Consider the following 23,670-nt stretch of genomic DNA (forward strand, 5'->3'; position numbering starts at 1 on the left):
TAAGCAATAGCACTAACATCCAAGTAATGTATCCAGAAATTGCTAAAATAGTTAAATTCATAGAAGTTCCTTTTCTTCGTTTATTCCACTGATTTATCAGTGTGCGCTGACACCTAACTTCCCACTAAGGGGCGATAATACATGGGCTAAAATTAGGAACGAAGTGACGCAGCCCATGTGTTAGCGTCCCAGCGAGCAGCGCGAGTGCCTTGAGTGGTTTGTTAGGTGTTACGATACCAATCACTCCCTTGAAACTGTTTTGGTATATCTTGCTCACTCGGGTCATCAAAGCCGAGGGCTTCCAGGGTGTCAAACCAAAGATCTCTTTTTGACTTTGGTAGTTTTGAACCACACCAAGGACAATATGAGATACCCGAAGTAGCGGTACCGCCATCATGGATGATTATGCCGTACTCGTCGAATTTTGGATTATATGAAATCAGTGTATCTGGACACTCATATTCATCTTTGTGATGGTTGCAATCAAACTTGATTGCTAATTCCATTTCATTACAGCAATGTTTAATCACACGCGACACCTAACAATTTAATAGTTCCCTAAACAGGGCGATTTAACGAACCAGAACGGGGTTTTTGTCCGTTTGGTTATAAATATGATTAAACCATAACCTATCGATAGGATTAGTAAAATACGTTTTTGGTGTATTTTACTCAAAAGCTAAAGACACCAAATCGGGTTGCAGGTGATTTTGGGATATTTTGTGAGTGCCTTTGCAACAAAACAGGTACTAAAGTCAGTTATTTCATTGTGATTTTTTAAATAGACTTCTTTTATTTTGGAGTCGAATATGAAGTCTCAGTTTATTAAATCCCTGTACGAGCACATGATGCTGAAGCGCTATGCAAAGCGTACTATACAAACCTACATAAACTGGATTTCAGACTACATTCGTTTTCACAAATTTCAGCACCCGAAAGATCTCGACGTGTTGCATGTTGAAGCATACCTTACCCATCTATCTACCAAGCGAAAGAATGCGCGGTCTACACAAGCCACCGCACTTAACGCATTAGTGTTTCTTTACAATAAATATTTAGAACAACCACTTCCTTCCGACATGAATTTTGTGGGGAGCGGAAGGGAAAGGAAGCTGCCAGTTGTTTTAACCCAGTTAGAAGTAAAAGCATTGCTTGGTAGGGTGCCTACCCATCATTACTTAGCGGTAGCACTCCTTTATGGAAGTGGCCTTAGATTAATGGAGTGCGTGCGTCTTAGAACGGGAGATATAGACTTCGACTACAAGTGTGTGAGAATTTGGTTTGGGAAAGGGGGCAAGCATCGAGTGGTAACGCTGTCAGAATCACTTATCCCACTTTTAAGAAATCATATCAGTGAAAGTGAAAAACTTTTACAACGAGATTTGATGGTGCCAGACTTTGCTGGTGCTTGGATTCCACATGGATTGAGGAAAAAGTATCAACAGCGTAATAAAACGCTGGAATGGCAGTATTTGTTCCCTGCATCAAAGTTAAGTATCGATCCAGAAAGCAAGCTATTACGGCGTCATCATATAGATGAAAAACAGATACAGCGCGCGGTAAGTCGTGCTTCAAGTGATGCGGGAATAATTAAGCATGTTACGCCACACACGCTTCGTCACTCATTTGCTACGCATTTACTGCAATCAGGTGCAGACATCAGAACAGTGCAAGACCAACTAGGTCACGCCGATGTAAGAACTACTCAAATTTATACCCATATACTTCAACAAGGGGCTAATGGTGTTGTCAGCCCACTTTCTAATTTAGCGTTTTAGTTTTTTGTTTACGGAAACAAAAAAGGCCCGAAGGCCCTTTTCAAAATTTAGCTTTAAAAGCTTTTATATAAACGCTTATACACGCTCAAATACGGTAGCAATACCTTGGCCTAAACCAATACACATGGTCGCTAAGCCTAGGCTTACGTCTTGTGATTCCATTAGGTTGATAAGCGTACCTGAGATACGTGAACCAGAACAACCTAGCGGGTGACCAAGTGCAATCGCACCACCGTTAAGGTTAATCTTAGTATCTAGGTGGTCCATCCAACCTAGTTGCTTAATGCACGATAGTGCCTGTGCCGCGAACGCTTCGTTAAACTCAGCAAGTTCAATGTCGTCCATAGTAAGGCCAGCGCGTTTAAGGGCTTTTTGTGTTGCTGGAACTGGGCCGTAACCCATAATTGCCGCATCACAACCAGCCACAGCCATTGCGCGAATTTTCGCACGTGGCGTTAGGCCAAGCTCTTTCGCACGGTCTGCTGACATAAGTAGCATACCTGATGCACCGTCAGACAGCGCAGAAGACGTACCCGCAGTCACTGTACCATTTACTGGATCGAAAACTGGGCGAAGTGCGGCCATGCTCTCGGCAGTGCTTTCTGGGCGTACTACTTCATCGTAGTCAATTAGCTTTAATACGCCGTTTGCATCGTGACCTTCAACAGGCACAATCTCGTTAGCCCAGCGGCCTTCAAGGTGTGCTTTGTGCGCTAGCTGGTGCGAACGCGCGCCAAATGCGTCTTGTTGTTCACGAGTAATACCGTTTTGACGGCCAAGTAGCTCGGCAGTCATACCCATCATGCCCGACGCTTTTGCCGTGTACTTAGCAAGACCAGGGTGGAAGTCGATGTTGTAGTTCATCGGTACGTGACCCATGTGCTCAACACCACCAATCATGTAAATGTCACCACGGCCGCTCATGATGCCACTTGTTGCATCGTGAAGGGCTTGCATTGATGAACCACATAAACGGTTTACCGTTACCGCGCCTGTTGTGCGTGGAATTTGTGTTAATAGTTGCGCGTTACGTGCAACGTTGAAGCCTTGTTCTTTAGTTTGCTGAACACAGCCCCAAATGATGTCTTCAATTTCCGCTGGGTTTACGCCAGGGTTACGCTCTAATAGCGCGGTCATTAGCGCAGCAGATAGGTCTTCTGCACGCACATTTCTGAAAACACCGTTTTTTGAACGACCCATAGGGGTACGTACGCAATCGATTACGACCACTTCTTTCATTAGTTTTTCCTCCGGGTCTTATGCGAAATATGATTTACCAGCAGCGGCCATTTCACGAACGCCATCTGAAATCTGATAAATTGGACCAAGTTCAGCGTACTTGTCTGCCATCGCAACAAAGTTCGCCAAGCCAATGGTTTCAATCCAACGGAAAATACCACCGCGGAATGGAGGGAAACCTAAGCCGTAAAGTAGCGCCATATCTGCTTCAGCTGCGCTATCTACAATGCCTTCTTCTAGGCAGCGAATTGCTTCGTTTGCCATAGGGATCATAAGGCGTGCAATAATGTCGTCAGCTTCAAAATCTGTCTTCTCAGCTACGTGTGGTGCCATTAGTGCATATGCTTCTTCAGCAGGTGTTTTAGACGGCTTGCCGCGCTTATCAACACCGTAGTTGTAGAAACCTTTACCGTTCTTCTGACCTAAACGCTCTTCTTTGTAGAACAGTGTTACCGGGTCATTGTCCAGACGAGCCATACGCTCTGGAATACCTGCTGCCATTACGTCTGCTGCGTGATCGCCAGTGTCGATACCTACAACGTCCATTAGGTAAGCTGGGCCCATAGGCCAGCCGAAGATTTTTTCCATTACTTTATCAACAGCAACAAAGTCAGCGCCGTCGATAAGTAGCTTACTGAAGCCCGCAAAGTATGGGAACAATACGCGGTTTACTAAGAACCCTGGGCAGTCGTTAACTACAATTGGGGTTTTGCCCATTTTAAGGGTAGCGGCTACTACTGCATTAATGGTTTCTTCAGACGTTTTCTCGCCACGAATAATCTCAACTAGCGGCATGCGGTGCACTGGGTTAAAGAAGTGCATACCACAGAAGCGCTCTGGCTTGTCTAGGCTTTCAGCTAGCTGATTGATAGAGATAGTAGAAGTGTTTGAACAGATGATAGCGTCGTCCGCTACATTGTCTTCTACTTCTTTAAGCACAATACCTTTTACTTTCGGGTTTTCTACAACCGCTTCAATAACAAGGTCTGCATCTTTAAGCGTGCTGTACTCAAGGGTAGGCGTGATAGCGTTTAGTGTTTGCGCCATTTTAGTCGCATCAACTTTACCGCGTTTCATACCTTTACCAAGAATTTTCGAGGCTTCTGAAAGGCCAAGGTCTAGTGCACCTTGGTTAATGTCTTTCATGATTACCGGTGTGCCTTTCACAGCGCTTTGGTATGCAATACCGCCACCCATGATGCCTGCACCTAGTACAGCGTTAAGCTTAGATTGCTTAGTGGCTGCTTTTGCCTGCTTCTTACCTTTACCTTTAACCAGCTGGTCAGCAAGGAAAATACCAATTTGCGCTTTCGCAGCGTCGGTTTTCGCAAGAGCTACAAAGCCTTCATTTTCAAGCTTAAGTGCGCCGTCACGGTCTAGGCCCGCTGCTTTTTGAACAGTCTCAACCATTTTGTGCGGTGCTGGGTAGTGTTTGCCAGCTTGCGCAAATACCATTGCTTGAGCAGTACTGAAGCTCATCATGGCTTCGTTTTTGTTTAGCTGTAGTGGGGCTTTCTTAACCGCACGACGCGCTTGCCAGTCAAATTTACCGTCAGCGGCGTCTTTCACCATTGAAAGCGCGCCTTCAACTAGCGCCTCTGGTGCAACAACGGCATCAACTGCACCTTCAGCAAGGGCTTTCGCACCTTTTCTGTCGCGGCCAGTAGTCATCCACTCTAGAGCATTATCTGCACCAATAAGACGAGGTAGACGAACCGTACCACCAAAACCAGGCATAAGACCTAGCTTAACTTCTGGTAAACCAATAGACGCTGTGGTGTCGGCAATACGCATGTCACATGCCAATGCCATCTCACAACCACCACCTAGCGCAAAGCCATTAACGGCAGCAATGGTAGGGAAAGGTAGGTCTTCGAAGCGGTCGAATACTTGTGACGTATTGGCAACCCACTGTAGTACTTCAGCATCGTCCATAGCGAAAAGGCCAGTGAACTCGGTGATATCTGCACCTACGATAAATGCAGGTTTTGCACTGCGTACTACTAAGCCTTTTACATCGCCTTTAGCAAGTAGGGCTTGAGTTGCTTCGTCAAGTTCGCTCACTGTTTGGCGATCGAACTTGTTTACTGAACCTTCGGCGTCGAATACCAGCTCAGCAAAGCCGTCATCTAACAGGCTGACGGAAAGACTTTTGCCTGTGTATATCATTATCATCTCCTTCGGCATTGGCCAGGATGTTAGTGAAGTAATCCAACTAATTTGTAGGGTCGTATGCATTCACTAACGCGTTAGGGTGGCTAGATTCTTTACAAAGCCACACAAAATTTCAACAAAAAATCAAACAAGCGTTTCAATTTGTCTAAGGTAGTGGTCCGATGACTTAAATTCAAGTGCAAATATCGAATTCAAGCTTCATTTCGGTATTGGTGGTTGTATAATGAGCGTTATTGGCCCAAAGCGCCAATCCAGCAAAAGAATAATCTACAATCATGTCAACTATGTTTGTAAAGCATAGCTAACGACAGCTGGCACAACATCTTCTTTGGCACGGAGCCAGACTGAAATTTTCCCTTTGTTTATAAAACAAATGTAGTGGGTCAGTCGTAATGCTGCTTTATCAGCAACATTTTACAATCAACTCGATTAGCTAATTTTCCGGCTTTCATAGGCCATTCGAGTGTAGAGCAGGGTAGGAGTTCTATTGTGTCTGGTTTTTATTTTAGTTCGAGGTTAGGTCAGCACTCGCTGGCAAAAAACGATAAATTACTCGCCACGCTAGTGGGGGCGCTAGTTTGCTCGCTTTCTTTAGTTTTCTCTATTAGTGCATGGGCCACACAGCCATTAACGCTACCCAATGATATTTTCGAAAAAGATCGTGCCCGCTATTTAGAAGTTGAAAAGAAGCTGCTTACTTATTCGAAACACCGCCTTCAACACCTTGATAACGACATTTATGAGTTAGCGCATTATCCACTCTATCCGTACCTGCTACGGCTTAAATTAGAGCGCACCATGTCAATCAAAACAAAGCGCGAAGTTAAACAGTTTTTAGATGACTTTAACGGTCAACCGGTTAGCTATGGCTTGCGTTACAAGTGGCTGAAGTATCTCGCAAAGAACAATTATCGCAGTACATTTTTAAGCAGTTATCGTCCCGGCATGGGCGCACGACTAACATGTACTGCGCTTAATTACCGTTTGAAAGAAGGTGAAAGCGAACAAGATATTCTCCGTGAAGTAGATGCGCTTTGGCTTCATGGCCAGTCCCAGCCTGACGAATGCGATCCGCTTTTTGCGAAATGGAAAAAAGCGGGCATGATGACACCAGACATGGTGATAAAACGCATTGAAATTGCGGCGAAAGAAGATAACCGAAGTATTATCTCTTACCTAAAACGCCAACTTCCCAGCGATAAGCAATACATTGCAGATGCATGGTTATCGGTCACCCGCGACACCAGCCGAGTTAATAAAACCGCGCTTTTCCCGCTAAAAAATACATCACATGAAGCTGAGGTAATGATATGGGCAATAGAAAAACTAGCGTGGCGAAACCCAGATTTAGCCGGCAAGGTATTTAATCGCTACAAGGCTAAGCAAGTATTCTCAGAAGCCCAGCAGCACATTATGCGTCGAGCGATTGCACTTAGCTACACGTTAGACCGCCTTCCCCAAGCCCACCAGTGGCTAGAACTTGCCGATGTTCAGGGTGCCAGTGATGATGTAAAGCTATGGCATGTTTCTCATTTGCTGCGCATGAAGAAATGGCAGGAGGTGATTGATGTTATTGATAACGCCCCGGTTAACCTGCAGCAAGAAGAAAATTTTCGTTACTGGAAAGCCCGTGCCTTAGAAGCCCTTGGTCAAACTATGCAGGCAACTGTGTTGTATAAAGAGCTTTCTCAAGAACGCCATTATTATGGCTTTATGGCAAGTGCGCACATAGGCGAAATTCCGTCGCTTGCACACACGCCAGCACCAAGAGACACGGCGGCTATTGCTAGTGTGGCTAAAACCCCAGCCACTATGCGCGCTGTAGAATTTTTCAGATTAGACAGAACCACAGAAGCGCGTAGAGAGTGGTACTACTTGCTTTCCCATTTGCCTGAGTCGAACGTGACTGATGCAGGCATACTCGCTTATGAGTGGGGGCTGTACGACCAAGCAATTACCAGCTTCGCAAGAAGCGGCTATTGGGACGATGTAGAACGCCGATTCCCACTAGCGTTTAGCGATGTATTTAGCGAAAAATCGCAGGCCTATAGCATATCTAAGTCACTGGCTATGGCTATTGCACGCCGCGAAAGCTCGTTTAGGAGTGATGCCATCTCGCCGGTTGGAGCGGCAGGTTTAATGCAGCTAATGCCAGGAACAGCACGCTATGTGGCAAAAGAGAAAGTAAGTAGAAACAAGCTTTTTAAAGTCGATGATAACGTTGATTATGGTGTGCAGTACCTTCGTTACTTAATGGATAAGTTAAACAACAACCCAGTGCTGGTGTCTGCATCTTACAATGCGGGGTGGCGTAAAGTGTTGGAATGGCTGCCTGCTAATGAAGCGCTTTCGGTTGATATCTGGATTGAGAATATTCCCTATAAGGAAACCCGTGCGTATGTGAAAGCGGTGATGGCGTATCAGCATATCTACGACCAACAGCTAGGTGGCAACGAGAATATCTTCCCTCAACTTACCCGCGATATGATCCCATCGGCTGATGCGGTCAGTACACATCCGGTAACAGGCACACTGCAACTAGCACCACGATAGCGATGCAAGGCGTACACAGGTACGCCTTGGTTTACCTTGTGCGGCGGCTGGCTCTGGCGACTTACCGTAAACGACAGCGCAATGGTCGGGGTCAGCATGCACGTCATGTTGGCCTCGTGATACACTAGTGACTAATGTGTTCCATCTAACGACTAAAAAGATAAGAGGGGCTATGTCGCAACATAAAGCAACCTACCAACAGCATATCGAAGAGCTTCAGGCTCGTACCCGTGAAGCATTACAACGAGAAGGGCTAGACGGACTAGTTATTCACTCAGGGCAGGGCAAACGTCTTTTCTTGGACGATAATCACTACCCATTTAAGGTAAACCCGCAGTTCAAAGCATGGGTGCCTGTTATTGATAACCCTAACTGTTGGCTGGTGGTAAACGGTGTAGACAAGCCTACGCTTATTTTCTATCGCCCTGAAGATTTCTGGCACAAAGTGCCGCCAGAGCCAAATGACTTTTGGACTGATAGCTTCGACATTAAACTACTTCAACAGGCCGATGCGGTAGAGAAATTTCTGCCTTACGATAAAAGCCGTTTTGCCTATGTAGGCGAATATATTGAAGTGGCTAAAGCGCTGGGTTTTGACAATGTAAATCCAGACCGCGTGTTGCATTATTTGCACTATCAACGTGCTTATAAAACCGATTATGAACTTGACTGCATGCGTGAAGCTAACAAGCTGGCGGTAGCAGGGCACAAAGCGGCTGAGCAAGCCTTTCGTGAAGGAAAAAGTGAGTTTGATATTAATCTTGCTTACGCAACGGCAAGTCGACAAGGTGATAATGATGTGCCTTACACCAGCATTGTGGCACTTAACGAGCATGCTTCAATTCTGCATTACATGCAGTGCGATACCGTAGCGCCAAAAGAGTCACGTTCGTTTTTGATTGATGCGGGGGCGAATTATCATGGTTATGCGGCAGATATTACCCGTACTTATGCTCAAGACGGTGTTAAAAATTCAGCAATGTTTCGCGACCTTATTCAGGCGGTAGACAAGGTAACGCTGACCTTGGTCGACTCGTTGAAGCCTGGCGTAGCTTATACCGACATACATTTGTTAGCCCACGACGGTATTGCACAAATTCTTCACGATACCGGCATGGTGAACTTAACGCCGCCAGAAATCGTGGAAATGGGTATTACCCGTACTTTCTTCCCACATGGCATTGGGCACTTTTTAGGCTTACAGGTGCACGATGTAGGCGGTCTAGTCAATGATGACAGAGGCACGCCTAAGCCGGCTCCTGATGATCACCCATTTTTACGCTGTACGCGAATGGTTGAAGCTCGTCAGGTGTTCACTATTGAACCTGGCTTATACTTTATCGAAAGCTTGCTGCGCGACTTGAAAGCGACGCCTGCGTCTAAATACATCAACTGGGATACTATTGATGCATACAAGCCGTTTGGCGGTATTCGTATTGAAGACAATATTGTTGTGCATCGCGATAAGAACGAAAATATGACCCGAGATTTAGATTTAAATTAATCGGGCTTTTCTGAGCATAGCTAACGGCAAGCTCAAACTATTTTCATGAATGCAAAGAGCAGCGTAAGGCTGCTCTTTTTTATCGTGTCACCTTGATGTAGAACCTCTATACCTGCGGTAATACGCCGCGATTACGAACATTTTAAATCTCGCTGTGTGGGTAATAATCTGTGCGGACTTGTATTATTTGTAAACCAATGCTGCTGTGTGTAGTAATCAATAAATAGACGTGTACTGACAAAAGCGAGAAAGGAGTCTTTATGTCACAAGGCGATATTGTAGGTTTATTAGTAATGGCAACGGTAGCTGGCCTAGCCATGCCCGCGGGCGCTATCTTAGCAACGTACCAAGGTATTCAACCCAAGTGGTTAGAAAAAGAGTTACGCCACGGCATTTTAGCACTTGGGGCAGGGGCCCTGATATCAGCAGTAGGCTTAGTACTTGTGCCCGAAGGGATAAAAGACGTATCGGTATTTGCTGCCATATTGTGTTTTATTGGTGGCGCTTTCGCTTTTATGGCCCTTGATATTTATCTAGCGAAAAAGAAAACCGCTGGCAGTCAGTTAGCCGCCATGCTCAGTGACTTTGTGCCAGAGTCTATCGCCCTTGGTACCACGGCAGCTTTAGGTGGAGGTACCATGTTATTAGGCCTATTGATTGCGGTTCAAAATTTACCTGAAGGGTTTAACGCCTACAGAGAAATGTTGCCCAAAAACAAACAGCGCAGTAATAAACTCATTGTTATCTTTGTTCTGATGGCGTTACTCGGGCCGTTATTCAGTTTGCTAGGCTTTTACTACTTAGCCCAGTTCCCAGTGGTCATGAGTGGGATTATGCTGTTTGCTGCAGGCGGTATTCTTTATTCAGTGTTCCAGGATATAGCACCGCAAATTCGTATGGAAAACCATTGGTTACCACCTCTAGGCGGTATTCTTGGCTTCCTAGTAGGCCTTGTAGGTTTCATGCTTGAGGGCTAGCTTGTTAAACATGCGCTTAGCCTAAACGTGTGTTTTCATATTGAGCCAACACAGAGAACGTTCTGTACTGAAATTGTCTGTCAGAGCGTCGAAAACGTTTGTGTATCAAAAAGTGAGTAGTCTACGTTATAAGTACTACCCAAGTTCCAGCCACAAAAAAGGCGTGTTGGTCATAACACGCCTTCTCACACCATTTATTGGTAATTAGCTCGTACGCTCAATTGAAATATGCGCCAGCGCAATGAGCGCTTCTTTGTATTCAGAATCTTCGACAGCGTTTAGACTATCAATCGCCATTTGCACTTCTTTTTGGGCACATTCTCGTGTGTAGTCCAAAGCGCCGGTTTCTTCCATAATGCCTTGAATACGGGTTAAATGTGGTAGGCCGTTACTTTGCTCAATGGCTTCTTGAATAAGTGCTTTATCGTCATCATTCTTTGCGTGCCACATAGCGTACAGTAATGGAAGGGTAGGTTTACCCTCTGCTAAGTCATCACCAGCATTTTTACCCATTTCTTCGCTGTCAGCCATGTAGTCAAGAATATCATCAGCAAGCTGAAAGGCTGTGCCTAAGTGCTTACCATATTCTTGCATGGCATGTTCAATGTGCTCGTTTTGGTCAGTCAAAACAGCCGCTAACTGTGTTGCTGCTTCAAACAAACGGGCCGTTTTACCATAAATAACGTCAAAGTAGCGCGCTTCGGTAGTACTGGCATCGTTACAATTCATCAACTGCAACACTTCGCCTTCTGCTATTTGGTTCGTGGCTTCCGACAATATTTCCATAACGCGCATGCGCTTAAGGCTAACCATCATTTGGAAAGAGCGGGTATAAAGAAAGTCACCTACTAATACCGAGGCCTGATTACCAAAGATAGCATTCGCAGTCTCCCGACCTCTGCGCATGGTCGACTCGTCAACCACATCGTCGTGCAACAGGGTCGCGGTATGAATGAACTCTACAATAGCTGCAAGGGTGTGATGGTCGTTATTACCTATGCCCATTGCCCGCGCACTTAACACGGTAAGTAGAGGGCGTAAGCGTTTGCCGCCACTGTTTACAATATAAAAGCCAAGCTGATTAATAAGGGCAACATCAGAATCGACTTGTTGTTGAATCAGCTGGTTAACCGCCTGCATATCATCATTAGACAGGGCGCGGATTTGATCTATATCCATAGGCATGGCAATAAATACTTACTCTTACGTCTTGGGCAATGGTTGCTGGCGATTGTACCTTAATCATCTGTACTATCCACCAAATTGTCTTAAAAAATGACGGCTTAACGTATTTACGTGTAATTTCTTAATTACGCTTAAACTCGTTTTAGAAATTGCACAAAAGCATTTTTCATCAGAGATTCTCAACTCTTTTAAATATTGTTTTTTCAATAGTGTTCAATTTGCGTTATTCGCTTACTTGAGGTTTGCCCATTAATACTTCCGTATACAATTTCTTATAATTATAGGCGCTCTTAATTGTTTTTCCTTTCAAAGGGCGATTTTTTAACGTTTTATATCTGAATAGAAATACGCTCCACTGGCGACTAAACCAAGCAATTAAGCGAGCTATTTAGCCGAGCAATTAAACCGGATGATCGTTTACGTAAATTCATAGATCCTGTATCAAGCGAAAGGGGAGCGTAACTATCTAAACTTGCGATCCAATAGGCAATCGGAAAGTAAAACTACAAAAAGTAGCACTACGACTAGATAGTAAGTAGGGGCACAATTCATCTCGTAAGAAACAATCTTTTATCCTTTAACCGATTGTGCCGATCTATTTGGGATCTCGTTTAGGCGATCGCAAATAGCCTCTATTGGATCGCTAATTTTTTCCTAGATCGCTAATGGCTTCTTTGACCGCTAATGGCTTAATCAGATCATCAGTTGCTTTTTCGGATCGCTAGCGGCGCAAGCCCAACCGTCAGCGGCTTTTATCAATTCGCTGTAGTTATGCCCGCACTTTTCACCAATATTTTGTAGAAATAGCCAAAGTTTTTATAGTTAGCGATCCTACTTTTGTGCTGATTTATCGAAATTATTTTTGAAATTTTAATAGTTTCAGAGCATTTGAAGCTGCATCAAATAAGCAATTGAGGCATAATTCGCCCCATGTTGGAAAAATAATCATTTTTTCTGCGAATCGGGCTTGTGATTTACGGATGTTTCACGTACAATTCGCGCCCTGTTTTTTGAATTGAAGCGTCAGTGGACGCAGAGCGGAGTTAACTATGTACGCGGTTTTCCAAAGTGGCGGTAAACAACACCGTGTGGCCGAAGGCCAAACCGTTCGTCTTGAAAAAATCGAAGTAGCCCCAGGCGAAACGGTTGAATTTGACAAAGTTTTAATGGTAAGCAACGGTGACGACGTAAAAATCGGCACACCAATCGTTGCTGGTGGTAAGGTGACTGCTGAGGTTGTTACACACGGTCGTGGCGATAAAGTAAAAATCGTTAAGTTCCGTCGTCGTAAGCACTCTCGTAAGCAAGCGGGTCACCGTCAGTGGTTCACAGAAGTGAAAATCACTGGTATCAACGCATAATAGGAGCACGAACACATGGCACACAAAAAAGCTGGTGGTAGTACCAAAAACGGTCGTGATTCAGAGAGTAAACGCCTAGGTGTTAAGCGCTTTGGTGGCGAATCTGTTCTTGCTGGTAACATCATTGTTCGTCAACGTGGTACTCGTTTCCACGCTGGTGACAACATGGGTATCGGTAAAGACCACACGTTGTTTGCACTAAAAGACGGTAAAGTTCAGTTCGACGTTAAAGGACCGAAGAACCGTAAATTTGTAAGCATCGTAGCTGAGTAAGCGCGAAAGCTTCTCGCCGAACAGGCTTAGAAAAACCCCGCGCAAGCGGGGTTTTTTGTTTTGTGAAACCTTTCTTTCTTTTACTGTTCTTATTTGTAGCGTGTAAATTCTAGAACGAATTAACGCTAGGCAAGGTTTTACTTCTCGTTTTTTAGAATACTGAGCAGACACAAAAGCGCCAAAGGGTAATTTGGTGTAAACTTAGTATTCGCATTAAAAAGTTAACAACCCACGGCATTACAGCCCGGAGTGATAAATGAAATTTGTAGATGAAGCTGAAATTCGCGTTGAAGCCGGTGACGGCGGCAACGGTACCATTGGCTTTAGAAGGGAAAAATACGTACCTAAAGGTGGCCCAGACGGCGGCGACGGTGGTGACGGCGGCAGCGTATTCTTACAAGCCGATGAAAACCTAAATACATTGATCGATTATCGCTTCGAACGTTTTCATCGCGCTGAACGCGGTCAGAACGGCCAAGGTAGTAATTGTATCGGTAAGAAAGGTCAAGATCTTACCGTGATGGTGCCCGTGGGTACACGCGCAACCGATAGCGACACTGGTGAAGTATTGGGTGACCTAACGCGTCATGGTCAAAAGCTTAAAGTGGCACAGGGCGGCTTTCACGGTTTAGGTAATGCTCGCTTTAAAAGCAGTACTAACCGCGCACCACGTCAAAAAACCAATGGTACGCCAGGTGAAATTCGCAATCTTAAGCTAGAGCTTATGCTTCTAGCCGATGTGGGCTTACTTGGTATGCCTAACGCAGGTAAATCAACCTTTATACGCTCTGTATCGGCGGCGAAGCCGAAAGTGGCTGATTATCCGTTTACCACCCTTGTGCCTAACTTAGGTGTAGTTCGTCAAGACTCACAGCGCAGCTTCGTTGTTGCTGATATTCCTGGTTTGATTGAAGGTGCTGCGGATGGTGCTGGATTAGGCATACGCTTCTTAAAGCACTTAGAGCGTTGTCGTATCTTGCTTCACGTGGTTGATATTTTCCCTGTTGATGAAACCGATCCTGCCGAACACGCAAAAGCGATCATTGAAGAGCTCGAAAAATACAGCCCTAAGTTGGCAGAAAAGCCTCGTTGGTTGGTATTTAATAAAGTCGATTTGCTACTTGAAGAAGAAGCCGAAGAGCGCTGTCAGCATGTTATTGAAGCATTAGAGTGGGATGGCCCAGTTTATCAAATATCTGCGTTCCAAAAGATGAACCTAGATCCTTTGTGTAACGACATTATGGACTTCATCGAAACCCTTCCAGCAGAAATAGAAGAGGAAGAAGAGAAGAAAGAAGTGGAATTCAAATGGGACACTTACCATAAGAATACACTAGAAGCCCATGATGAATTTGAAGATGACCTCGATGACGACGACTGGGACGAAGACGACTACGACGTGGAAGTTGAGTATCGTCGTTGAGAAACAATCGCTGAGAAACAGTCGTTGAGAAACAATCGTCGAGAAGCACTGGTCGAAGATAGTTTCTGTGAGTTAGTGATTTAAACAGTCACAATCAATCAACTCACAAAACATTAAGCTCGTACATTTGCCAAAGCAAAGTGCGAGCTTTTTGTTAGGTGCGTACCAATTCTACACCGCAAATCGCAGAGGTATTTCGTTGTTCGCGATATTGTTAGAAGCTTCTATTATCGTGTGGGCTCTGTCTACTATGGCATTTCTGTGATGGGTAAGTCTCAAATGAAAATAAATATCTTCAAGTAAACTGGTCAAGCTCATAATTTTAGACGTCATAGCGCTGTTTTCGCCACCGTCAACTTCAAGCAATATAACGGCAATATCAAACGCACATCCAAGATAGGGAATCGCTTCACTTAACTGACCGCTTTGCATAAGCATAGTGCCCTGCATTTCGTCCCGTGCCATTCCGTGTAGCGCTTGCTCTGGATTGTTGTAAACCCAGTCTGCATGTTTAGGGCATAAATAAGTTATAAGCATGGTAGCCACCTCCTAACTCTACACTAAAATACTTTTATAACTCATGCAAATGATAATTGTTATTATTTGCCTTAAGGTGTTGGCGCATTTCCTATCTGATATTGATATACTTTGCCTTGAAGAATTAGAACTTAGCCTGAAGGTGTAAAAAATGAAAATAGCGATGATTGCTGCTATGGCAAAGGACAGAGTTATTGGCGCAGACAATGATATGCCGTGGCATTTACCTGCTGACTTAAAGCATTTTAAAGCTATTACTCTGGGGAAGGCGGTTATCATGGGGCGAAAAACTTACGAGTCAATTGGCAAAGCACTTCCTGGTAGGCCAAATATCGTCATTACCAGTAATGCTGACTACAGCTTATCTGACGCTACCGTGGTCGACTCGCCGGAATCAGCATTTGAGGTCGCAAAAGCGCTAAGTAACGATAATGGACAGAATGACGAGATAATGATTATTGGTGGCGGTACTATCTACCAGTCATTTTTAGATAAAGCGGATACCCTGTACCTTACACATATTGATCTTTCAGTAGAGGGAGATACCCAGTTCCCTGATTATGAGGCAGCAGCAAGTTGGACTGAAGTATCGCGAGAGGTACATAGCGCCGATGAAAAGAATGCACATGGTTATACTTTTGTAACGCTTGAGAGAAACTAATACCAACCCGTATAGATGGAACTAGCAAAGGGCTGCTAGGTTACCGTGAATCTAAAATAAAAATGCCAGTTTTGAAACGCTTGTCTAAAAGCGCCACAACACTGGCATTTACGTTCTACTCTACAATGTGAGTAAAAGCTACTTCATTTGGTCGAACAAGTTCTCTAATGAAAGGCCTTGATGACCCAGCATATCGCGAAGACGGCGAAGTGCTTCCACCTGAATTTGACGAACACGCTCACGTGTTAATCCAATTTCTGCACCCACATCTTCAAGGGTTGAAGGCTCATATCCCATAAGACCAAAACGGCGAGCGAGTACCTCACGCTGCTTAGGGTTTAGTTCTTCAAGCCAAGTTACGATATTACTCTTGATATCAGAATCTTGTAAGCTCTCTTCAGGGCTAAACTCTTTCTCATCAGCAATAATATCAAGCAGTGCTTTATCATTTTCTCCGCCGATAGGTGTATCGACAGAGGTAATGCGTTCATTTAAGCGAAGCATCTTTGTTACATCTTCCACTGGCTTATCTAGGGCCGCCGCAATTTCTTCTGCAGTTGGCTCATGGTCAAGCTTTTGTGAAAGTTCACGAGAAGCACGTAAATAAACGTTTAGTTCTTTTACTACGTGGATAGGCAAACGAATAGTACGCGTTTGATTCATAATCGCGCGTTCGATAGTTTGGCGAATCCACCAGGTTGCATACGTTGAAAAGCGGAATCCTCGTTCAGGATCAAACTTTTCTACGGCACGGATTAGACCTAAGTTACCTTCTTCAATTAAATCGAGAAGTGCTAGTCCGCGGTTGTTATAACGGCGAGCAATCTTAACAACAAGGCGAAGGTTACTAACAATCATACGTTTGCGAGAGGCTTCGCAGCCTTTCAGTGAGCGGCGCGCAAAATAAACTTCTTCTTCTGCGGTTAGCAGTGGTGAAAAACCAATCTCGCCTAGATAAAGCTGTGTGGCATCTAGGTTTTTAGGTTGGTCATCCTGACTGAAAATGGCATCGTCATTTTCTAGTTCAGCGTCGTTGGTTAAGGTTTCGTCAGCTTTCATATCAGCTGGCATATCGATGACATCTAAGTCATCTTGCGGTTTTGATTCCAAGGCTTTATTTGACTTACCCATCATGAATCTCCTGCTACAAGGTTTACCTTATGACGTTTCTCCTTTGTCTTTTTTTATTGTTATTTATTTTTATTATTTTAATACTGGCAGGTATTTCATCGGGTCTAATGATTTCCCTCTATACCTAACTTCAAAGTGAAGTTTTACCGAATTTGTTCCGCTATCACCCATGGTTGCAATCTGCTGCCCCGCTGACACCCATTCTCGCTCTTTGACTAAAATAGTGTCGTTGTAGGCGTAAGCACTTAAGAAAGTATCGGTGTGTTTGATAATAACTAACTTACCGTAACCTCTTAAGGCACTCCCTGAGTAAACAACTTTTCCATCTGCTGCTGCGACGACTTTACTGCCTCTGGCACCAGCGATATCAATTCCTTTGTTGCCTGACTCTACCTTACTGAAAGTACCAACTAACTTACCTTCTGCAGGCCAAACCCACTTTTGTACTTTGCTTGGAAAGCTCGTCGGCGTTTGTTTTTTGACGCTTCGTGACGGCTTCTTGACAGTCGTAACTTTTTGTGGCTTAACAACTTTTTCACTTTCACGATACGCTTGTGGCGATGGGGGGTCAACCAAACTTTCGTCTACTTTAGATGTGGTCGGAGTTGTTGACCGTTTGGTCTTAACCTTAGATTTGACGGGGGCTAGAGCTACATTTGACGGTGGTGTAACCTTTAAAATTTGGCCAGGAAAAATGGTGTAAGGGGCTGATAAATGGTTGTATTTTGCTAGATCGCGATAGTCGTTTCCGGTGTACCAAGCTACTGCATAAAGTGTGTCGCCTCGTTGCACTTTATAGGTTTTTTTTGTGTACTCTTCGCTTCCATCTGAAACTTGACTATTTAATAAAACAACAGGGGCAGGAGCAGTTCTTCCTGCGCATCCCCCAATAAGTACACAAAAATATAACAAAAAACCTATATAAAAAAGAGGCTTATGCATATCATCGCAGCAGTAAATAGGCGAGTACTGCAAGGATGACAACTGCCCACCCAAGCACTTCTACATACTGTCTTAATTTTTGTTCCATGGGAGCTCCACCCCAGCGCATTAGGCCCGCGACTAAAAAGAAACGCGCGCCACGCCCTACTGCAGATGCAAGTAAAAATGGTAGAAAAGCCATTTGCAAGAAACCGGCGCTTACCGTAAATACTTTATAGGGAATGGGGGAAAACCCCGCAAGAAAGACTACCCATACACCATAGTCTTTAAACCATTGCATTGCGGTTTCAATTTTATGGGTATACCCCCAGCTTTCTACAAGCGGAGCGAGCCAAGCATCAAACGCAAAGTAACCAAGCCAGTAGCCCGCAATACCACCCAAAATAGAGGCAATGGTAGTAATCAGAGCAAACTGCCATGCCTTATTAGGCTGCGACAAGGCCATTGGTGCAAGCATCACGTCAGGGGGAATGGGGAAGAAAACCGACTCTGAGAAGCTTAACCCACCTAAATATTTGGTTGCGTGGCGATGCCTCGCCCAGCGTAACGCCATGTCATAACACGGCTCAAAAAGCTTCACATTAGCTCTCCTGCTACAAGGGGAACAAATCGAACCGATTCAATGGTCGACGTTTTTAGTTCCCCTTCAATCCTATCAATACACAGCAACGATTGTTGTTCGTTACCCACGGGAATTATAAGTCGCCCACCTTCTTTTAGCTGTTCGCACAAATCCTGGGGAAGGCTCGCAGCAGCAGCGGTAACGATAATAGCGTCGTACGGGCCTTTTGACGCCCAGCCTTTCCAACCATCGCCGTGTTTCATTGCAATATTGTGAAGGTCGAGTTGATTCATTCGGCGCTTCGCTTGAAACTGCAGTGACTTAATACGCTCTACACTAAAAACCTTCGCAAATAGCTGTGCAAGAATAGCCGTTTGATAACCTGAGCCTGTGCCTATCTCCAGCACTTTTTCAGGTTTGTTGGGGCTATCAAGCAATAGCTCAGTCATTTTCGCAACGATATAAGGCTGCGAAATTGTCTGGCCTTGGCCTATAGGCAATGCCGTATTTTGATAAGCCTTATGTTTAAGCGCGTCGGGCAAGAAGCTCTCCCGCGGCGTACCAGCAATGGCGTTTAATACTGCTTGTGAACGTATTCCCTCGTTATAAAGCAGTTGTGCTAACGCGTCTCCTTTTCTAGAAGCTCTCATGATGTTGCGTACTTTCCTTTATTTTTATTCACAGCTACGCGAGGTTAAATCTGTTGCGCGCCACACTTTTATCAATACTTTTTAAACCCGGTTAATGGGGGATAAGGTCTCCACGCATTCTCTAAGGACCGAGGTTGCAAAGCAGCCGCTCGGAAGCGCAAACGAGATAGTAAATGTATCACCCTTACTCTGCCATTCAAGCTGTGAAGGCCAAATTTTTATCGCTCGGCGCTCTTGTTCGAACCCGCATTGACTTAAAAAATCGATAACTTCACTATTTTGCGCAGCAACAGACTGTTCCAATGCTAATACGTCAGCTTGCGTAACGAGTGCTCCTTTACCCCAAAGTGGCGCTGAAGGGCACACGTCTTTTGCAGTAAAGCGACGTTGTGCATCTTGTTGCTGTTCTGAGCCTTCAGCACCTTCATTAATGAAAAAGCTATTAGACCCGGAAAGCACCAGTGCATCGCCTTGGTTTACTTTATCAAATGTTCCTTTTTCAAGGCGCGTTGAAAGCATTTCATTGAACAGCCAGCTGCGCAGAGCAGAAAGTGCCATAGAGCGTTTGTTACGGTGCCTAATGGTTTCACCATTTACCATGCGTTCGGCCATTACCAGGTTTCCGCCACGCTGCACTTCACCCATATCATTTAAGCGCATTACACCAAAGCGTTGCTCGCCGTAGTAATTAGGTACCCCATGCTCTGCAATTTCTTGCAAACGCTCTTCAATAGCTTCTGGGTGTAATACCTGACGCAAGGTAATCGTGAAGTGATTGCCTTTAAGCTGACCCGTACGCAGCTTTTTGTTATGGCGCATTTGTTTAAGTACTTTAACGCCTTCCAGTTCGAAATTGCTAAAATCGAAATCAGGTTTGCCTGGGGCATGTATGCCAAACCACTGTTGTGTTACTGCGTATTTATCTTTACGACCAGCATAAGTAATTTGGCGTAGTGGCAAGTTAACGAAGCGCGCAAGCTGTTCTGCCACAAATGCGGTATTTGTGTTGGTTTTTTCAATAAACACAAATTGGTGCTCACCTTCACCGCAGGGCGTATAGCCTAAATCTTCAACAACTTGAAAGTCGTCGGCTTGGAATTTAAATATGCCAGTAGATACAGGCTTTGTGAAATAGTACTGCCAGTGATCAGTGTTTAAGGGCTTCATAGTTTTTCCAATAGCACGACAGCGTGAGAGGCAATGCCTTCTTTGCGGCCGGTATAACCGAGTTTTTCCGTTGTCGTAGCTTTTACATTAATGTCGTCAAGCGCTACGTTGCAGTCTTGCGCGATGATATCGCGCATAGCTTCAATATGTGGGGCCATTTTCGGCGCCTGCGCCACTATCGTCATATCGGCATTGCTTAACTTGTAGCCTTTTTCTTTCACTACATTCACAACGTGGCGCAACAGTACGCGACTGTCTGCACCTGCGTAGGCATCGTCTGTATCAGGGAAATGCTTGCCAATATCACCAAGTGCTGCCGCACCTAGCATTGCATCGCAAAGTGCATGAAGCAATACGTCGCCATCAGAATGTGCCACAAGGCCTTGTTCGTAGTCGATGCGCACGCCACCTATGGTGATGGGGCCGTCGCCGCCAAATTTGTGTACATCAAAACCGTGTCCTATTCGCATTATAAATTTGCCTTTTGATCTTGCGCGCTTTGGCTTTGCAGATTGTCGCCTTGCGCGTTAAATTTTTGCTTAAGATAGAATTCTGCCAAAGGAAGGTCGGCTGGGTGGGTAATTTTTATATTAGCAGGGCTTCCATTAACCATAGCTACTTTGTAGCCAGCAAGCTCCATAGCCGACGCTTCGTCAGTAATCGCTGCGCCTTTCGCTAAACCTTCCTGAAGGGCTTGCTTTAAAAGTGTTGCGGGAAAGAACTGTGGAGTTAGCGCGTGCCACAGGCCATCTCTGTCCTCGGTGTGAGAAATAACATTGGTGTCGGTATTCGTATCAAGCGCAACTCGTTTCATAGTGTCTCTAACGGGGGTTGCCAGAATACCGCCGGCAACCGACTCATTGTCTGTTAAGGCAATAAGCGCTGAAATGTCGCTTTTTTCAATACAGGGGCGGGCTGCATCATGCACTAAAGCCCAATCATTCTCGCCCAAAGACATGATGCCGCTAAGTACGCTGTCTGCCCGTTCTTTGCCACCGTCTACCACATGAATTGGTTTTTCCCTCAGTCCATAGGTATCGAAGTATGCATCGCCTGGACTAATGGCCACCACAACTTCGTCAACTAACGGATGGGTTAACAATGCGTCTATGGTGTGTTCAAGAATGGTTTTACCGTTTAAGGTAAGGTACTGTTTGGGACGGTCGGCTTTCATGCGGCTGCCAACTCCGGCTGCGGGGATAACCGCAACAACGCGGGGCGATGTCATTTTATTCACTTAGCATCTGCGGGCAAAATACGGTAAAAGGTTTCTCCCTTCTTAATCAAACCGAGTTCATTTCGCGCTCTTTCTTCAATGGCTTCTAGTCCAATTTTTAAATCGCTGATATCAGCTTTAAGTAACGCATTGCGCTGAGCAAGATTCGCGTTTTGAAGGGCTTGTGTATGAACTTCTTGTTTTCGGTTGAAGTAATCGGGAATACTATTTTTTCCAAACCATAGTCTGTATTGCAATAGACCAAGAAGTACTATTAACACAATGGGAAGCCATTTACCTTGTAACACAGATTCACCTGACAATATGGTTAAGCGGAAAAAAAGCAGAGGCGCTATGCCTCTGCTGTGTTGTATTATGCCGCGAAGCAGCGCCGAGTCAAAGGTGCATTATTCACCCTGACCAAATTTACCCTTCAATTTATCAAACAGTTTACTTTTTTGCTGCTCGACAACGTTGTTAAGCTGAGCTTGAAGTAGTTCCTGAAGGGCAGCACTGTCACCTTGGGCTGCGCTAAGCATACTGTTTACGTCAACAAGCTCACCAGATAGAAGGGACTGCTCGCTACTTATCATATTGTTGAGCTTAGTATTTAACTCGTCTAGTTTATCTTTCTGGCTAGCAGTAAGTTGCGAAAGTGCTGCTTTTGCAAGTTTATTGTCAAGGTCAGACTTAATGTTAAAGCCAGGGTCTGAAAGGGTGCCATCAAGCAACATGGTCATGTTCAGACTACTTAGGGTTTGCAGTGCTTGAGCGATAGCGCTAGTGATATCGCTAGTACCCGTTGCTTCCATGACAAGCTGCTGTAGATCGACTTCACCGGTACCGGTAAGCATGTTGTCAGTGACTTTCATCGACCCGTTGGTTTTCATTAGCGCCGATTTAAGCACCGCATTAAGTGTTTCATTGCCGCTAAAAGAAATGTCAGACATGTTCACGCCAGCTAGCTCCCATACCTGGCTAGCATCAACACCTTCACCGTCAATCCAAAACTCACCGCTAGAGGTAAACGACTTTAATAAATCGCCAGCCGCTTCAATGGTGAAGGTGGTAGGGTTACCAAATACTTCGTGAACGTTAGTAATATTGTTCCACTTACTCGTGATAGATTCGTTTTGCCATAGTACAGAGACATTAGCCTCTTTTACTAAAATTGAGGGTACGTCAGCAGGCGCTTCGCTTTTTTCTTCGCCCTGAATAAGCGGCATAACTATTTGCATTGCCGCCATCAGGTATTCGGTGTATTCCGCTGCTTTATCGCCAAATACAAAATAGGTTACCTGAGAAAGGGCGGCCTGATCGCCAGCAATAACACCTTTAAGTAAAGCATAGTCTTGCTGAGGTGCTTTTTTGAGCGCTTCAACACTTTCACTCAAGGCCTGTTTTGCATCGCTAGCCTTTTCAGTGAAGTTGCTAATAAGCGCGCGGTCTGCCTGCATTTCTTCTTTCAGCTTATCGAATGCTGACTTCGCTTGAACCAGCGCCTGCGGGTCTTTGTAGTTTGTTTCTTTTAGCTGAGCGACCTGCGTTTTGTAGTACTCAATGCGCGATTTATCAGGCAAAGATTCATAATCATCTTTAAGGCCTTTGCCATACGTTTCGTAGGCAGACTTGGCATTTTCGATGGCTGCGGTCGTTTTTAGCGGGTTGCGTGCAAGTAGTTCATCAACCGTAGGCACGGCCTCTTTCGCTTTCGTTTTGATTTCATCGAACGACAGTGAGCGCTCTGGAACGCGATAAACTTCACCTTCTGACTCACGCTTGGTATCAAACTGTACTTTTAAAAGGTTTAGGTTATTAACAATAACCTGATCATCAAGCAGTGGCTTTAACTCGACGTCCGCATTAGCTTCGCCTACAAAAACTTGGTTGTGAGATGGCTTGGTTGGGTTGGTTAGCGCGATGCCTTTTAGGGTAACGGTAGTGGGGAAAAGAGAGTGGTCGAATTCGTCAATATTAACTTCGGCGCCGTATGATTCCCCTAATTTTGATTCAAGAATAGATTTTATAATGGTGTTGGCGAACAAAAAGTACACCAAGAATAGCAACACGAAAAAACCGGCAACCCATAGTAAAATAGGCTTCCCCTTAGAACCACTACTCATATTCAACTCCTTGATTTGATACGCGTCTAACGTTACAAGCGCTTAAGCCATTGCCACATTGCGATAGCATAGCCGATTACTTAGAAGAAATCGGCACTCGGCCACTTAATGTGATTCTGAGTGTAATGCACTCAGACCTTTTGTTCCACAGGCAGAGCTTGTCACTGATGGTTTAAGAGCGTCTAAATGCTACAAAGTTTCGTTCTTAGTATC

General features: G+C 44.8%; 22 protein-coding genes. 8 read left to right on the top strand and 14 right to left on the bottom strand.

Going from position 1 to position 23,670, the window contains the following annotated elements:
• Positions 1-221 precede the first annotated feature (221 nt).
• Positions 222-530 carry a DUF6980 family protein gene (locus tag ACYTPF_RS14625; RefSeq protein WP_461852737.1) on the bottom strand — a complete coding sequence of 103 codons (309 nt, stop codon included), beginning with the start codon at positions 528-530 and terminating at the stop codon, positions 222-224.
• A 279-nt stretch (positions 531-809) separates the two neighbouring features.
• On the opposite strand from ACYTPF_RS14625, the gene ACYTPF_RS14630 reads away from it, so the two are divergent.
• Positions 810-1,778: an integron integrase gene (locus ACYTPF_RS14630; protein WP_461852738.1), complete on the top strand. Its 969-nt coding sequence runs from the start codon at positions 810-812 to the stop codon at positions 1,776-1,778.
• Between the two features lie 75 nt (positions 1,779-1,853).
• On the opposite strand, the gene fadA is transcribed toward ACYTPF_RS14630, so the two are convergent.
• Entirely contained in the window at positions 1,854-3,017 is a 1,164-nt protein-coding gene (fadA, locus tag ACYTPF_RS14635) for an acetyl-CoA C-acyltransferase FadA (protein WP_024015658.1), read from the bottom strand.
• 18 nt (positions 3,018-3,035) lie between these two features.
• The gene (fadB, locus tag ACYTPF_RS14640) at positions 3,036-5,186 is read right to left on the bottom strand and encodes a fatty acid oxidation complex subunit alpha FadB (protein WP_461852739.1); all 2,151 of its coding nucleotides are present in this window, start codon (positions 5,184-5,186) and stop codon (positions 3,036-3,038) included.
• 495 nt (positions 5,187-5,681) lie between these two features.
• Here fadB and ACYTPF_RS14645 point away from each other — a divergent pair, with 495 nt between their 5' ends.
• From ACYTPF_RS14645 to ACYTPF_RS14655, 3 genes are all read left to right on the top strand, one after another.
• The gene (locus ACYTPF_RS14645) at positions 5,682-7,745 is read left to right on the top strand and encodes a transglycosylase SLT domain-containing protein (RefSeq protein WP_461852740.1); all 2,064 of its coding nucleotides are present in this window, start codon (positions 5,682-5,684) and stop codon (positions 7,743-7,745) included.
• A 172-nt stretch (positions 7,746-7,917) separates the two neighbouring features.
• Positions 7,918-9,249, top strand: a complete 1,332-nt coding sequence (gene pepQ / locus ACYTPF_RS14650) for a Xaa-Pro dipeptidase (RefSeq protein WP_461852741.1) — start codon at positions 7,918-7,920, stop codon at positions 9,247-9,249.
• A gap of 260 nt (positions 9,250-9,509) precedes the next feature.
• Positions 9,510-10,226, top strand: a complete 717-nt coding sequence (locus tag ACYTPF_RS14655; protein WP_179982282.1) for a ZIP family metal transporter — start codon at positions 9,510-9,512, stop codon at positions 10,224-10,226.
• 204 nt (positions 10,227-10,430) lie between these two features.
• On the opposite strand, the gene ispB is transcribed toward ACYTPF_RS14655, so the two are convergent.
• A complete protein-coding gene (gene ispB, locus ACYTPF_RS14660) occupies positions 10,431-11,405 on the bottom strand; it encodes an octaprenyl diphosphate synthase (protein WP_179982283.1) in 975 nt (324 codons plus the stop codon).
• Between the two features lie 1,055 nt (positions 11,406-12,460).
• On the opposite strand from ispB, the gene rplU reads away from it, so the two are divergent.
• From rplU to cgtA, 3 genes are all read left to right on the top strand, one after another.
• Complete coding sequence (rplU, locus tag ACYTPF_RS14665; protein ID WP_012517169.1) at positions 12,461-12,772, top strand: 50S ribosomal protein L21; 312 nt, start codon at positions 12,461-12,463, stop codon at positions 12,770-12,772.
• Between the two features lie 15 nt (positions 12,773-12,787).
• Positions 12,788-13,045: a 50S ribosomal protein L27 gene (gene rpmA, locus ACYTPF_RS14670; protein ID WP_012517170.1), complete on the top strand. Its 258-nt coding sequence runs from the start codon at positions 12,788-12,790 to the stop codon at positions 13,043-13,045.
• A gap of 256 nt (positions 13,046-13,301) precedes the next feature.
• Positions 13,302-14,468: an Obg family GTPase CgtA gene (gene cgtA, locus ACYTPF_RS14675; RefSeq protein WP_461852742.1), complete on the top strand. Its 1,167-nt coding sequence runs from the start codon at positions 13,302-13,304 to the stop codon at positions 14,466-14,468.
• 171 nt (positions 14,469-14,639) lie between these two features.
• On the opposite strand, the gene ACYTPF_RS14680 is transcribed toward cgtA, so the two are convergent.
• Positions 14,640-15,005: a hypothetical protein gene (locus ACYTPF_RS14680; RefSeq protein ID WP_461852743.1), complete on the bottom strand. Its 366-nt coding sequence runs from the start codon at positions 15,003-15,005 to the stop codon at positions 14,640-14,642.
• Positions 15,006-15,156: 151 nt separating this feature from the next.
• On the opposite strand from ACYTPF_RS14680, the gene folA reads away from it, so the two are divergent.
• A complete protein-coding gene (folA, locus tag ACYTPF_RS14685; RefSeq protein ID WP_461852744.1) occupies positions 15,157-15,666 on the top strand; it encodes a type 3 dihydrofolate reductase in 510 nt (169 codons plus the stop codon).
• A 138-nt stretch (positions 15,667-15,804) separates the two neighbouring features.
• Here folA and rpoS read toward each other — a convergent pair whose 3' ends face one another.
• The 9 genes from rpoS to ACYTPF_RS14730 all read right to left on the bottom strand — a co-directional run bounded on the left by rpoS (position 15,805) and on the right by ACYTPF_RS14730 (position 23,457).
• The gene (rpoS, locus tag ACYTPF_RS14690; RefSeq protein ID WP_118490355.1) at positions 15,805-16,797 is read right to left on the bottom strand and encodes an RNA polymerase sigma factor RpoS; all 993 of its coding nucleotides are present in this window, start codon (positions 16,795-16,797) and stop codon (positions 15,805-15,807) included.
• 72 nt (positions 16,798-16,869) lie between these two features.
• Entirely contained in the window at positions 16,870-17,739 is an 870-nt protein-coding gene (locus tag ACYTPF_RS14695) for a peptidoglycan DD-metalloendopeptidase family protein (protein ID WP_461852745.1), read from the bottom strand.
• A gap of 1 nt (position 17,740) precedes the next feature.
• On the bottom strand, positions 17,741-18,319 hold the full coding sequence (locus tag ACYTPF_RS14700; RefSeq protein WP_269917160.1) for a YqaA family protein: 579 nt from the start codon (positions 18,317-18,319) through the stop codon (positions 17,741-17,743).
• Positions 18,316-18,951, bottom strand: coding sequence for a protein-L-isoaspartate(D-aspartate) O-methyltransferase (locus tag ACYTPF_RS14705; protein WP_118490353.1), 636 nt, complete (start codon positions 18,949-18,951; stop codon positions 18,316-18,318). Before ACYTPF_RS14705 ends, ACYTPF_RS14700 begins: the two co-directional genes overlap by 4 nt.
• Positions 18,952-19,032: 81 nt before the next feature.
• Complete coding sequence (truD, locus tag ACYTPF_RS14710; RefSeq protein WP_179982288.1) at positions 19,033-20,118, bottom strand: tRNA pseudouridine(13) synthase TruD; 1,086 nt, start codon at positions 20,116-20,118, stop codon at positions 19,033-19,035.
• On the bottom strand, positions 20,115-20,588 hold the full coding sequence (gene ispF, locus ACYTPF_RS14715) for a 2-C-methyl-D-erythritol 2,4-cyclodiphosphate synthase (RefSeq protein WP_461852746.1): 474 nt from the start codon (positions 20,586-20,588) through the stop codon (positions 20,115-20,117). Before ispF ends, truD begins: the two co-directional genes overlap by 4 nt.
• Positions 20,588-21,346 carry a 2-C-methyl-D-erythritol 4-phosphate cytidylyltransferase gene (gene ispD, locus ACYTPF_RS14720; RefSeq protein WP_461852747.1) on the bottom strand — a complete coding sequence of 253 codons (759 nt, stop codon included), beginning with the start codon at positions 21,344-21,346 and terminating at the stop codon, positions 20,588-20,590. Before ispD ends, ispF begins: the two co-directional genes overlap by 1 nt.
• A gap of 5 nt (positions 21,347-21,351) precedes the next feature.
• Positions 21,352-21,642 carry a cell division protein FtsB gene (gene ftsB / locus ACYTPF_RS14725; RefSeq protein WP_179982290.1) on the bottom strand — a complete coding sequence of 97 codons (291 nt, stop codon included), beginning with the start codon at positions 21,640-21,642 and terminating at the stop codon, positions 21,352-21,354.
• 99 nt (positions 21,643-21,741) lie between these two features.
• Positions 21,742-23,457 carry a TIGR03545 family protein gene (locus tag ACYTPF_RS14730; RefSeq protein WP_461852748.1) on the bottom strand — a complete coding sequence of 572 codons (1,716 nt, stop codon included), beginning with the start codon at positions 23,455-23,457 and terminating at the stop codon, positions 21,742-21,744.
• Positions 23,458-23,670: the final 213 nt, after the last annotated feature.

This window comes from Alteromonas sp. HB246098 (assembly GCF_054890645.1).

Coding starts and splice junctions, on each gene's coding strand:
- ACYTPF_RS14630 (WP_461852738.1), top strand. CDS start 810: ATGAAGTCTCAGTTTATTAAATCCCTGTACGAGCACATGATGCTGAAG.
- fadA (WP_024015658.1), bottom strand. CDS start 3,017: ATGAAAGAAGTGGTCGTAATCGATTGCGTACGTACCCCTATGGGTCGT.
- fadB (WP_461852739.1), bottom strand. CDS start 5,186: ATGATATACACAGGCAAAAGTCTTTCCGTCAGCCTGTTAGATGACGGC.
- pepQ (WP_461852741.1), top strand. CDS start 7,918: ATGTCGCAACATAAAGCAACCTACCAACAGCATATCGAAGAGCTTCAG.
- ACYTPF_RS14655 (WP_179982282.1), top strand. CDS start 9,510: ATGTCACAAGGCGATATTGTAGGTTTATTAGTAATGGCAACGGTAGCT.
- ispB (WP_179982283.1), bottom strand. CDS start 11,405: ATGGATATAGATCAAATCCGCGCCCTGTCTAATGATGATATGCAGGCG.
- rplU (WP_012517169.1), top strand. CDS start 12,461: ATGTACGCGGTTTTCCAAAGTGGCGGTAAACAACACCGTGTGGCCGAA.
- rpmA (WP_012517170.1), top strand. CDS start 12,788: ATGGCACACAAAAAAGCTGGTGGTAGTACCAAAAACGGTCGTGATTCA.
- cgtA (WP_461852742.1), top strand. CDS start 13,302: ATGAAATTTGTAGATGAAGCTGAAATTCGCGTTGAAGCCGGTGACGGC.
- ACYTPF_RS14680 (WP_461852743.1), bottom strand. CDS start 15,005: ATGCTTATAACTTATTTATGCCCTAAACATGCAGACTGGGTTTACAAC.
- folA (WP_461852744.1), top strand. CDS start 15,157: ATGAAAATAGCGATGATTGCTGCTATGGCAAAGGACAGAGTTATTGGC.
- rpoS (WP_118490355.1), bottom strand. CDS start 16,797: ATGGGTAAGTCAAATAAAGCCTTGGAATCAAAACCGCAAGATGACTTA.
- ACYTPF_RS14695 (WP_461852745.1), bottom strand. CDS start 17,739: ATGCATAAGCCTCTTTTTTATATAGGTTTTTTGTTATATTTTTGTGTA.
- ACYTPF_RS14705 (WP_118490353.1), bottom strand. CDS start 18,951: ATGAGAGCTTCTAGAAAAGGAGACGCGTTAGCACAACTGCTTTATAAC.
- truD (WP_179982288.1), bottom strand. CDS start 20,118: ATGAAGCCCTTAAACACTGATCACTGGCAGTACTATTTCACAAAGCCT.
- ispF (WP_461852746.1), bottom strand. CDS start 20,588: ATGCGAATAGGACACGGTTTTGATGTACACAAATTTGGCGGCGACGGC.
- ispD (WP_461852747.1), bottom strand. CDS start 21,346: ATGACATCGCCCCGCGTTGTTGCGGTTATCCCCGCAGCCGGAGTTGGC.
- ACYTPF_RS14730 (WP_461852748.1), bottom strand. CDS start 23,457: ATGAGTAGTGGTTCTAAGGGGAAGCCTATTTTACTATGGGTTGCCGGT.